The organism is Cellulomonas sp. (assembly GCF_017744555.1).
Lineage (GTDB): Bacteria > Actinomycetota > Actinomycetes > Actinomycetales > Cellulomonadaceae > Cellulomonas.
Map to the genome: position 1 here is coordinate 16,484 of NZ_JAGIBD010000010.1, position 10,975 is coordinate 27,458.

General features: G+C 72.9%; 10 protein-coding genes. 8 read left to right on the top strand and 2 right to left on the bottom strand.

Annotation, left to right across the window (positions count from 1 at the left end):
- Positions 1-39: 39 nt before the first annotated feature.
- The 8 genes from nuoI to J7523_RS08570 all read left to right on the top strand — a co-directional run bounded on the left by nuoI (position 40) and on the right by J7523_RS08570 (position 9,829).
- The gene (nuoI, locus tag J7523_RS08535; protein WP_291885132.1) at positions 40-717 is read left to right on the top strand and encodes an NADH-quinone oxidoreductase subunit NuoI; all 678 of its coding nucleotides are present in this window, start codon (positions 40-42) and stop codon (positions 715-717) included.
- A complete protein-coding gene (locus tag J7523_RS08540; RefSeq protein ID WP_291884913.1) occupies positions 714-1,643 on the top strand; it encodes an NADH-quinone oxidoreductase subunit J in 930 nt (309 codons plus the stop codon). The genes nuoI and J7523_RS08540 overlap by 4 nt, the downstream gene beginning before the upstream one ends.
- Positions 1,640-1,939 carry an NADH-quinone oxidoreductase subunit NuoK gene (nuoK, locus tag J7523_RS08545; RefSeq protein WP_291884916.1) on the top strand — a complete coding sequence of 100 codons (300 nt, stop codon included), beginning with the start codon at positions 1,640-1,642 and terminating at the stop codon, positions 1,937-1,939. Before J7523_RS08540 ends, nuoK begins: the two co-directional genes overlap by 4 nt.
- Before the next feature lie 11 nt (positions 1,940-1,950).
- Entirely contained in the window at positions 1,951-3,936 is a 1,986-nt protein-coding gene (nuoL, locus tag J7523_RS08550; RefSeq protein WP_291884919.1) for an NADH-quinone oxidoreductase subunit L, read from the top strand.
- A gap of 16 nt (positions 3,937-3,952) precedes the next feature.
- Entirely contained in the window at positions 3,953-5,497 is a 1,545-nt protein-coding gene (locus J7523_RS08555; RefSeq protein WP_291884921.1) for an NADH-quinone oxidoreductase subunit M, read from the top strand.
- A complete protein-coding gene (nuoN, locus tag J7523_RS08560; RefSeq protein ID WP_291884924.1) occupies positions 5,494-7,212 on the top strand; it encodes an NADH-quinone oxidoreductase subunit NuoN in 1,719 nt (572 codons plus the stop codon). The genes J7523_RS08555 and nuoN overlap by 4 nt, the downstream gene beginning before the upstream one ends.
- A 115-nt stretch (positions 7,213-7,327) precedes the next feature.
- Positions 7,328-8,335, top strand: coding sequence for a polyprenyl synthetase family protein (locus tag J7523_RS08565; protein WP_291884927.1), 1,008 nt, complete (start codon positions 7,328-7,330; stop codon positions 8,333-8,335).
- A 120-nt stretch (positions 8,336-8,455) separates the two neighbouring features.
- Positions 8,456-9,829: an RDD family protein gene (locus J7523_RS08570; protein ID WP_291884930.1), complete on the top strand. Its 1,374-nt coding sequence runs from the start codon at positions 8,456-8,458 to the stop codon at positions 9,827-9,829.
- A 12-nt stretch (positions 9,830-9,841) separates the two neighbouring features.
- Here the strand turns inward: J7523_RS08570 and J7523_RS08575 are convergent, their stop codons facing one another.
- Together J7523_RS08575 and J7523_RS08580 are read right to left on the bottom strand one after the other, a co-directional pair.
- On the bottom strand, positions 9,842-10,603 hold the full coding sequence (locus J7523_RS08575) for an aminoglycoside phosphotransferase family protein (protein WP_291884933.1): 762 nt from the start codon (positions 10,601-10,603) through the stop codon (positions 9,842-9,844).
- Positions 10,604-10,702: 99 nt separating this feature from the next.
- Entirely contained in the window at positions 10,703-10,888 is a 186-nt protein-coding gene (locus J7523_RS08580; RefSeq protein WP_291884936.1) for a hypothetical protein, read from the bottom strand.
- Between the last annotated feature and the right edge of the window lie 87 nt (positions 10,889-10,975).

Genomic DNA, 10,975 nt, shown 5'->3' on the forward strand with positions numbered 1-10,975 from the left:
GAGGTCGCGACCCCGGCCCCCGAGGGCTACCAGTCGCTCATCGAGCCCCGCACGGGCCTCGCGGAGCTGCTCGCCCCGGTGGGCGGGTTCGGCGTGACGCTGTCGAACATGTTCCGCAAGACCGTCACCGAGCAGTACCCGTCGGAGAAGGTGCCGGCCAAGCCCCGGTACCACGGCCGCCACCAGCTCAACCGGTACGCGGACGGCCTCGAGAAGTGCATCGGCTGCGAGCTGTGCGCGTGGGCGTGCCCGGCGGACGCGATCTACGTCGAGGGCGGCGACAACACCCCGGACGCGCAGTTCAGCCCGGGGGAGCGGTACGGCCGCGTCTACCAGATCAACTACCTGCGCTGCATCTTCTGCGGCCTGTGCATCGAGGCGTGCCCCACCCGGGCGCTCACGATGACGAACGAGTACGAGCTCGCCGGTCCGACCCGCGCGGGGATGATCTGGGAGAAGGAGGACCTGCTCGCACCGCTGCGGGAGGGCATGCTCGCCGCCCCGCACCCGATGGTCGAGGGCACCACGCACACGGACTACTACCGGGGCGAGATCACGCACGCCACGGACGCGCAGCGTGCCTGGGTCGCGGAGCACCGTCCCGACGACCCGACGCTGCCGGGCGGTGCCGGGCTGGACGTGGCGAACGAGCTCGCCCCGACCGCGGCTGCGATGGCCGCGACGGTGGCCGCTGCGACCAAGCAGGGCTCGAGGTGAGCGCCGCCGTGCTGACGTCGCTCACCGACGCCGGGACCACGACGACCGCCGAGGCGGCGCTGTTCTGGACCCTGGGGCCGATCATGGTGCTCGCCGCGCTGGGCCTGCTGTTCGCGCGCAAGGCCGTGCATGCGGCCCTCGCCGTCGTGGTCGTGATGATCTCGCTGGCGTTCATGTACGTCGCGCAGGACGCGGTGTTCCTCGGGGTCGTCCAGGTGGTCGTCTACACCGGCGCCGTGATGATGCTCTTCCTGTTCGTGCTCATGCTCGTCGGTGTCGACGCGTCGGACTCGCTCGTCGAGACGATCCGCGGCCAGCGCTGGATCGGTCTGCTCGCGGGGGTCGGCCTCGCGGTCGTGCTCGTCGGCGTCGTCGGCCGGGCGACGTACGGGCGGCCCACCGGGCTGGAGCAGGCGAACGGCGGGAACAACCCGACGGCGATCGCGCACCTCGTGTTCGGCAGCTACGTGTTCGCGTTCGAGGTGGTCGGCGCGCTGCTCGTGACGGCGGCGCTGGGCGCGCTCGTCCTCACGCACCGGGCACGCCTGACGCCGCGTGTCGGTCAGAAGGAGCGGGCGGACGCGCGCGTCGCGGCGGGTGGCGTGCTCACGCCGCTCCCGGCGCCGGGCGTGTACGCCAAGCACAACGCGATGGACGTGCCCGCGCTCGGGCCCGACGGGCGCCCGCTGGAGCACTCGGTGCCGCGCGTGCTGCGCATCCGCGGCCAGGAGGCGGACGCCCGCGAGTACGCGGCCCGCATCGACCGCGTGCTGGCCGGCGGCGGTGCCGACCGGCCGGTGCTCGTGACGGAGCCCGGTGGCGAACCGACCCCACCGCCCACGGCCCACCCGGAGACGGCGAGCCACGGCGCGCCGCTGCCGGGTGCCGCGCAGGCCGGTGCGGAGCAGCAGGAGGAGCACGCATGAGCCTGACCCACTACCTCGTGCTCGCGACGATCCTGTTCGCGATCGGCGCGACGACGGTGCTGCTGCGCCGGAACGCGATCATCGTGTTCATGGGTGTCGAGCTCATGCTCAACGCCACGAACCTGCTGCTCGTGACGTTCTCCCGGATCCACGGGACGCTCACCGGCCAGGTGCTCGCGTTCTTCGTCATGGTCGTGGCGGCCGCCGAGGTCGTCGTCGGTCTCGCGATCATCGTGGCGATCTTCCGTACCCGCCGGTCGGCCTCGGTCGACGACGTGAACCTCCTGAAGAGCTGAGGGGCGGCCCCGTGCACACCCTGACCACCCTGGCTGCGAGCCTGCCCGCCGCCACCATCGGCCCCGCCCCGGAGCCGGTGAGCGGCGGGATCTACCTCGTCGCACCCGCCCTGGTCGGCATCCCGGTGCTGAGCGCCGCGATCCTGCTGCTCGGCGGGCGGCGCACCGACCGCTGGGGCCACTGGCTCGGCGTCGCCGCGTCGTCGCTCTCGTTCGTGTTCGGCGCGGCGGTGTTCGTCGCGCTGCTCGGCCGGCCGGCGGACCAGCGGGTCCTCGACCTGAGCGTGCGGAGCTGGATCGACGCGGGCGCGTTCCAGGTGGACGCGGGCATCCGCCTCGACCCGCTGTCGCTGACGTTCGTGCTGCTCGTGACGTTCGTCGGCACGCTCATCCACATCTACTCCGTGGCGTACATGGAGCACGACGTGGACCGCCGCCGGTTCTTCGCGTACCTCAATCTGTTCGTCGCGGCGATGCTCACGCTCGTCCTGGCCAACAGCTACCTGCTGCTGTTCGTCGGCTGGGAGGGCGTCGGTCTCGCGTCGTACCTGCTCATCGGGTTCTGGAACTACCGCACCGACTACGCGGTCGCCGCGAAGAAGGCGTTCGTCGCGAACCGCATCGGTGACCTGGGCCTGATCATCGCGCTGGGCCTGATGTTCGCGAATTTCGGCTCGGTCGGCTTCCTCGACGTGCTCGGCGAGCGGTCCGGGCAGGTCAGCGAGGGCGTCGCGACCGCCATCGGGCTCATGCTGCTGCTTGCCGCGTGCGGCAAGTCGGCGCAGTTCCCGCTGCAGTCCTGGCTCGGCGACGCGATGGCCGGTCCGACGCCCGTGTCGGCGCTCATCCACGCCGCCACGATGGTGACCGCGGGCGTGTACCTCATCGTGCGCAGCGCGCCGATCATGAACGAGGCGCCCACCGCGCAGCTCGTCGTCGTGATCGTCGGCGCGATCACCCTGCTGTTCGGGGCGATCGTCGGCTGTGCGAAGGACGACATCAAGAAGGCCTTGGCGGCGTCGACGATGTCGCAGATCGGCTACATGATCCTGGCGGCCGGCCTCGGTCCGGTCGGCTACGCGTTCGCGATCTTCCACCTCGTCACGCACGGGTTCTTCAAGGCCGGCATGTTCCTCGGCGCCGGGTCCGTGATGCACGGCATGGACGACCAGGTCGACATGCGCCGGTTCGGCGGGCTGGCCCGGTACATGAAGATCACCTGGCTCACGTTCATGGCCGGGTGGCTCGCGATCCTCGGCATCCCGCCGTTCTCGGGGTTCTGGAGCAAGGACAAGATCATCGAGGCGGCGTTCGTGCCGGTCGAGGGTGCCGAGTGGCGCGCGTGGGTGTTCGGCACGGTCACGCTCGTCGGCGCGGGCATCACCGCGTTCTACATGTCGCGCCTGTTCTTCATGACGTTCGAGGGCGAGCGCCGGTGGTCGACGAAGCGGGACGGGTCGGCGCAGCACCCGCACGAGGCGCCGCGGCTCATGACGTGGCCGATGATCGTCCTCGCGGTCGGGTCCGTGGGCCTCGGCCTGTACCTGGCGCTCGGCGGCAAGTTCGTCGAGTGGCTCGAGCCGGTCACGGGCACCCCGCTGCACGAGGAGCCGGTGCTGCCGGAGTGGCTGCTCATCACGCTCACGCTCGGTGTCGTGGTCGTCGGCACGGTCATCGCGTACCGCCGTTACGCCGCCGCCACGGTCCCCGTCGTCCCGCCGCTCGGGACGGCCCTCACGCGGGCCGCCCGCGTCGACCTGTACCAGGACACCGTGAACGACGTGGCGCTCGTCGAGCCCGGCCAGGCGCTGACCCGGTCGCTCGTGTTCGCCGACCGGGCCGTCGTCGACGGTGCCGTCACGTCGATCGCCCGGTCGCAGATCGGGCTCGGCGAGATCACCCGTCGGGTGCAGACCGGGTTCGTCCGGTCGTACGCGGCGACCATGCTGCTCGGGCTCGTCGTCCTCGTCGTCGTCGTCCTGGCCACCCAGAGCTGAAGGAGCAGAGCTCACGATGTCGTCCTCCTTCCCCTGGCTGACCGCCCTGATCGTGCTGCCGCTGCTCGGCGCCGTCGGGCTCTGGGTCCTGCCGTCGCCCGGCCGCAACCGCACGCGCGAGATCGCGCTCGGCGTCGGCGTGGTCGAGCTCGCGCTCGCCGTCGGTGCGCTGCTCGCGTTCGACACGTCCGCCGCGCAGACGTACCAGCTCGTCGAGACGCACGGCTGGATCCCCGCGTTCGGCGTCTCGTATGCCGTCGGCGTCGACGGCGTCGGGCTGTCGCTGATCCTCATGTCGGTGCTGCTCGTGCCGCTCGTGATCCTGGCCGCCTGGCGTGAGCAGGGCTCGGTCGCGGAGGCCACCGACCGGCTGCGCCGCTACCTCGCCCTGGTGCTCGTCCTCGAGGCGTTCATCGTCGCGGTGTTCTCCGCGCGGGACGTGTTCTTCTTCTACGTGCTGTTCGAGGCGATGCTCATCCCCGTCTACTTCATGATCGGCGGGTTCGGCGGCGCGCAGCGGCGGTACGCGGCCGTGAAGTTCCTGCTGTTCGGTCTCGCGGGCGGGCTCATCATGCTCGTCGCGGTCATCGGCGTGTATCTGCAGGGCCCGCGTGGGCCGCAGGGCTTCCTCACCGAGAACCTCACGGGCCTCACGCTCGACCCGACGCTCGAGAAGTGGCTGTTCCTCGCGTTCTTCCTGGCGTTCGCGATCAAGGCGCCGATGTTCCCGGTGCACACGTGGCTGCCCGACGCGGCCGAGCAGGCGCCCGTCGGCACCTCGACGCTGCTGGTCGGTGTGCTCGACAAGGTCGGCACGTTCGGGATGCTCACGCTGTGCCTGCCGCTGTTCCCGTCGGCGTCCCGCTGGGCCGCGCCCGTGGTGATCGTGCTGGCCGTGGTCTCGATCCTGTACGGGGCGCTGCTCGCGATCGGGCAGAAGGACCTCATGCGGCTCATCGCGTACACGTCGGTGTCGCACTTCGGGTTCATCGTGCTCGGCATCTTCGCGTTCACGTCGACGTCGATCGCGGGCTCGTCGTTCTACATGGTCAACCACGGGCTCTCGACCGGGGCGCTGTTCCTCGTCGCGGGGTACCTGGTGGCCCGGCGCGGCTCGCAGCAGATCGCCGACTTCGGCGGGCTCCAGAAGGTCGTGCCGGTGCTGGCCGGCACGTTCCTCGTCGCGGGCCTGTCCGCGCTGTCGCTGCCCGGCCTCTCGACGTTCGTGAGCGAGATCCTGGTGCTCGTCGGCACGTTCGCCCGGCACCCGGCGGCGTCGATCGTGGCGAGCCTCGGCGTGGTGCTGGCCGCGATCTACGTGCTGTGGACCTACCAGCGGGTCTTCACCGGCCCGGTGCGCGACGAGCTCGCGACCACGCCCGACCTGGTCGGGCGCGAGAAGTGGGCGGTCGCCCCGTTGCTGGCCCTGATGATCGTCTTCGGCTTCCTGCCCGGCCCGGCGCTGGACCTCGTCCGGCCGCCCGCGCAGGTCACGCTCGAGCAGGTCGGCGTGACGGACGTCCCGGCGTCCGCCACGGCCGCGGAAGGGAGTGACCGGTGAGCGACTTCACCGCACCGACGATCGCGTGGGGGCCGCTGAGCCCCGTGATCATCGTGCTGCTCGCGGCGGTGGTCGGCGTGCTCGTCGAGGCGTTCGTCCCGGCCGCGCGCCGGCGCGTCGTGCAGCTCGCGCTGTCCGTCGTGGCGCTCGGTGGCGCGCTCGTCGCGGTCGCGGCGCTGTGGAGCGGCGTGAGCGAGGACGGCGGCACGGCGGTGCTCGGCGGCTCGCTCGTCGTCGACGGGCCGACCCTCGTGCTGCAGGCGACGCTCGCGCTGCTGGCGCTGCTGGCGCTGCTCGTGGTCGTCGACCGCACCGAGACGGGCGAGGACGCGTTCGCCCCGTCGGCGGCGTCCATCCCGGGCTCCGACTACGAGGAGCTCGCGCGGCGCAAGGGCGTGCAGCAGACGGAGATCTACCCGCTGCTGCTCTTCGCGACCGGCGGCATGCTGATCTTCCCCGCGGCGGGCGACCTGCTGACCCTGTTCGTGGCGCTCGAGGTGCTCTCGCTCCCGCTCTACCTGCTGACGGGCATGGCGCGTCGTCGTCGCCTGCTGTCGCAGGAGGCGTCGATGAAGTACTTCCTGCTCGGTGCGTTCACCTCCGCGCTCATGCTCTTCGGCATCGCGCTCGTCTACGGCTACAGCGGCTCGCTGCGCTACTCGGTGATCGCCGACGCGACCAAGGAGGCGAGCGGGCTCGACGGGCTGCTGCTCGTCGGCTCCGTGCTGATCCTGGCCGGTCTGCTGTTCAAGGTCGGTGCGGCGCCGTTCCACACCTGGACGCCGGACGTCTACCAGGGTGCGCCGACGCCCATCACCGGGTTCATGGCGGCGTGCACCAAGGTCGCCGCGTTCGGTGCCCTGCTCCGGATCGTCTACGTGGTGCTCCCGGGCCTCGACTGGGACCTCAGCGTGGTGCTCTGGACCGTCACGATCCTCACGATGGTCGTCGGCACCGTCGGCGCCCTGGTGCAGACCGACATGAAGCGCGTGCTCGGCTACTCGTCGATCGCGCACGCCGGGTTCATCCTCACGGGCGTCGTCGCGCTCAACCAGGCCGGCGTGACCGCGGTGCTGTTCTACCTGCTGGTGTACGGCGCGGCCACGGTCGGCGCGTTCGGCGTCGTGTGGCTCGTGCGTGAGCGCAGCGTCCAGTCGGACGGCTCGGCCGGAGCGGTCCTCGGCGAGGCCACGCACCTGTCGCAGTGGGCGGGCCTCGGCCGGTCGAACCCGGCGCTCGCGCTCGTGTTCGCGCTGTTCCTGCTGTCGTTCGCGGGGATCCCGCTCACCGCGGGCTTCGCCGGGAAGTTCGCGGTGTTCTCCGCGGCGATCGAGGGCGGCGCGTGGCCGCTCGCGCTCATCGGCGTCCTGTCGTCGTCCGCGGCCGCGTTCTTCTACGTGCGGATCATCGTGCTGATGTTCTTCACGGAGCCGTCGGGGTCGACCGAGGCCGAGGGCGGTGCCGTCGCCGCGTCGGAGGACGGCGCGGCGGGCCTCCCGCTCGACGTGCCCGCGTCCGGCGCCGCGCTCGAGGGGTCGGCAACCGGCCTGGCGGTCGAGGTGCGTGCCGCGGCGACGACGACCACGACGGTCGTCGGCACCGAGGGCTTTGCCGCGGTCGCGATCGCGGTCTGTGCTGCCACGACCGTGATCCTCGGTGTCGCGCCGTCCTGGCTGCTCGAGCTCATCGGCGGCGTCGCCCAGTTCCTCCCGTGACAAGCGGATCGGCCACCCGGCGGACCGCCCGGGTGGCCGGTCGCCGCGCAGGCTCACAGGGGGCGCACCGGCCCTCGTGTCCGTGGAGGCCGTGCCGGGAAGATAGGTTCGTCCCGTGACAACGACGACCGCCATCCCGCTCGGCGACCCTGTCCTCGCGGAACGGCTGACGGCCCGGCTCGCCCTCGTCGAGGAGCGGCTGCGCGACGCGGTGACGCACGCGGACCCGCTCGCGCACGACGCGTCCCGGCACCTGGTCAACGCCGGGGGCAAGCGCCTGCGCCCGCTCCTCACGCTGCTGGCGGCCGAGCTGGGCGACGGCGACCGCCGGGAGGTCCTCGACGCGGCAGTCGTCGTCGAGCTGACCCACCTCGCGACGCTGTACCACGACGACGTCATGGACTCCGCGCCGCTGCGACGCGGTGCCCCGGCGGCGCAGGAGGTCTGGGGCAACTCCGTCGCGATCCTCACGGGGGACCTGCTGTTCGCGCGCGCGTCCGCCACGGTCGCCGGGCTCGGGCCCGAGGCAGTCCGCATCCAGGCCGCGACGTTCGAGCGGCTGTGCCTCGGCCAGCTGCACGAGACGGTCGGGCCCCGCCCGGGCGACGACCCGGTGGCGCACTACCTGCAGGTGCTGTCCGACAAGACGGCGTCCCTGATCTCGACGTCGGCGCGGTTCGGTGCCATGTTCGCGGGCTGCCGCCCCGAGGCCGTCGCGACCGTGACGAGCTTCGGCGAGCGGATCGGCGTCGCGTTCCAGCTCGCCGACGACGTGCTCGACCTGACGTCGGACGGCGACGTCTCCGGCAAGACGCCGGGCACCGACCTGCGCGACCGGGTGCCGACCATGCCCACGCTGCTGCTGCGTGCCCGCGCCGCCTCGCCCGACGCGTCTGCCGAGGACCTGGCCGTGGTCGAGCTCCTCGACGCCGACCTGACGGACGACGCGGCGCTCGCCCGGGCGGTCGCCGCGCTGCGGGCGCACCCGGTGGTCGACGAGACGCGCACGCGGGCGGTCGAGCTGGCCCGGGCAGCCGTCCACGAGCTCGACGGGCTGCCGGACGGCCCGGTGAAGGACGCGCTCGTGTCGTTCGCCGACGCCCTGGTGGACCGCGCCTCCTGACCGCGCCTCCTGACCGCGCGTCCTGACCGCACGGTGGGCGTACGAGAGTGAGGCGTCGTGCCCGTGACTCTGGCACGATGACGGCGCGGGACCACCCGTGAACCGTGACCGGGAGGCCCCGTGAGCAACCGTCCGACGGACGCACGTCGCGCGACGTCCTCGCGCGCCGCAGGGCGCTCCGTCGTGGTCGCCCCCGGGTCGGTCGCGCCCGTGGGCCGGCGGGTCGCGGCGTACGCGGTGGACATGGTCCTGCTGCTGCTCGCGTCGGTGATCGGCTACCTGATCGCCCGCGGCGGTGTGGCCGAGGGCGCACCCGTCCCGATCCTGATCCCCGCCGTGCTCTGCGTCGTCGTCGGCGCCGTGCAGTGGGTCGCCGAGTCGGTCTCGGGCGCCACGGCGGGCAACGCCCTGCTGGGCATCCGGACGATGTCGGCACGCACCGGCCGGCCCGCCGGGCTCCTCGCGATCCTGCTCCGCGACCTCGTCGTCGGTGCGGGCTCGCTCGTGTGCCTCGTGGGGCAGTGGGTCGTGGTCGCGTCGGGCGTGTGGGACACGACGCCGGCGCAACGGGGCTGGCACGACAAGGCCGCGGGCACGCTCGTGCTGCGGGCGGCCTCGGTGTCGACCGCGGCCCGCGTGGTCGCGGGGCCGGCCGCGTGGGACGACGCCGTGGCTCGGGCGGTCGGACGGACCGACACCCCGAGTGCGGGACGCGCGCCGTCGGGTCCGGCGTGGACGGGCGGTGCAGGTGCCGGGCTCGCCCCGGCGGCCCCGGGGCCGCTCGTGCCGATCTCGGTCGTGCCTGGCACGCCGCTCCCGTCGTCGCCGGAGCCCGAGCCCGCCGCGGCCGACCCGGTGCCGATGATCGACGTGCCCGCAGAGGTCCGCCCGGCGGTCGCGGTGGCGCCCGTGGCGCCCGACGTGATCGGGGCGCCGCCCGTCTCGACCCCCAACCCCGTCGAGTCGGCGCAGGAGCGTGCCCCGCTCATCGAGGGGCCACCCTCGGCGGTGCGGAGCCGGCGCGAGCTGCGCCTCGACGAGCGTCGCGCCCCTGAACAGGAGCCGCGCGTGCCCACGTCGCCGCTGCCTGACCTCGGCGACCTCGAGCTGACCCGGCTGCGGGACGAGCCGGCGCCCCGCAGAGCCGGAGGGTCGGCGGTGGCCGCTCCCGGCGTACGGCTGGTGTTCGACACAGGCGAGCGGGTCGACGTGGTCGGGGACGGCCTCGTGGGTCGCAGCCCGTCGGCCGAGGCCGGTGTCGAGCACGTGGTCGCGATCGACGACCCCGAGCGGTCGATCTCGAAGGTGCACCTGGCGTTCGGCCCGACGCCCGACGGCGGGCTGTGGGTCACGGACCGCGGGTCGACGAACGGGACCGTGCTCGTGGCGCCCGGCGGCTCGGGCGTGGTGCTGCCCGCCGGCGCGCGCGTCGGGGCGCCCGTGGGCTCGACGATCCGGTTCGGTCAGCGCAGCGTCCGCGTCGAGCGGGTCTGACCGGCTCGACGCTCAGCCGCGGGACGTCAGCGCGTCGCGGATCGCCGGCACGCGGTCGGTGAGGACGGCCAGCCGGGCGCGGGTGCTCGCCGGCTCACCGATCTCGCCGAGCCGCAGCATCCCTGGGTCACCGGCGTGCTGCCCCTCCTCGATGCGGTCGCACGCGTCGGTCATCCGCCGCGTCACGTGGTCGAGCAGATCGGCGGGGTCGATGCCACCGTAGGCGTCGGCGACCACCTGCAGACCGTGCGCCGCCGCCCCCGGGTCCTCGCCCAGCCGCAGCAGGGGAGAGTTCCACGCGAAGATCGCGACGTCGTCGAGCGGGATCCCTGGGCCGGCGACGTCCCAGTCGAAGACGCCCGCGAGCGTGTCGCCGTCGAACGCCATGTTGTACATCGCGGTGTCGTGGTGGCACACGATCTCGCCGTCCTCGAGGGCCCGGTCGGCGAACCGCCACCGGCGCCGGTCCCGCGGGAAGCCCGTGACGACCGCGTGGTACTCCCGCAGCCAGCTCATCGCCGAGCGCACCTGCTCGTCGGTCAGGTCCTCGGTGCCGATCGGGACGACCCGGCCGGGCAGGTACGTGAGCACCTCGCGGCCCTGGTCGTCCGTACCGAGGACACGCGGCACGTGCGCGAGCCCGGCGTGGGCGAGGAACTCGAGCAGCTCGTGCACGGCGGGCGTCCAGGGGCCGGTCGGACGCCGGACGGTGTCCCCGACACGGACGGCACCACCGACGTTGCCGCCCTCGAGCGGGATCTCGACCTCGGACATGCGAGCCACCGTAGGGCCTGCGGCCTCCGCGTCCCCAGGAGTTTCACCGCCGGGCCGTCGGCCGGCACGGCCACGCCTCGATCCCGACGGTCCGCGACGTCAGCCCGGCTCAGGCGAACCGGCCCGCTCGGGCACGGGGATCCCGCGGCGCCCCAGCTCCTCGACGACGGTCCGGGGGACGGCCCGGCAGCCGCACTCGTGGGCGTGCTCGAGGTGCCACTCGACGCGGCGGTCCATCGACGCACCCTGACCCAGCACGTGCTCGTCATGCCACTCGGCGTTCATAGCCCCATGACAGCACCGGCCCGGCCTCCCCGTCGAGCAGGGAGCCGGGCCGGATGCCGAGAACCACGAGGTCAGAAGGTGCGCGTG

Coding starts and splice junctions, on each gene's coding strand:
- nuoK (WP_291884916.1), top strand. CDS start 1,640: ATGAGCCTGACCCACTACCTCGTGCTCGCGACGATCCTGTTCGCGATC.
- J7523_RS08580 (WP_291884936.1), bottom strand. CDS start 10,888: ATGAACGCCGAGTGGCATGACGAGCACGTGCTGGGTCAGGGTGCGTCG.
- J7523_RS08575 (WP_291884933.1), bottom strand. CDS start 10,603: ATGTCCGAGGTCGAGATCCCGCTCGAGGGCGGCAACGTCGGTGGTGCC.
- J7523_RS08555 (WP_291884921.1), top strand. CDS start 3,953: ATGTCGTCCTCCTTCCCCTGGCTGACCGCCCTGATCGTGCTGCCGCTG.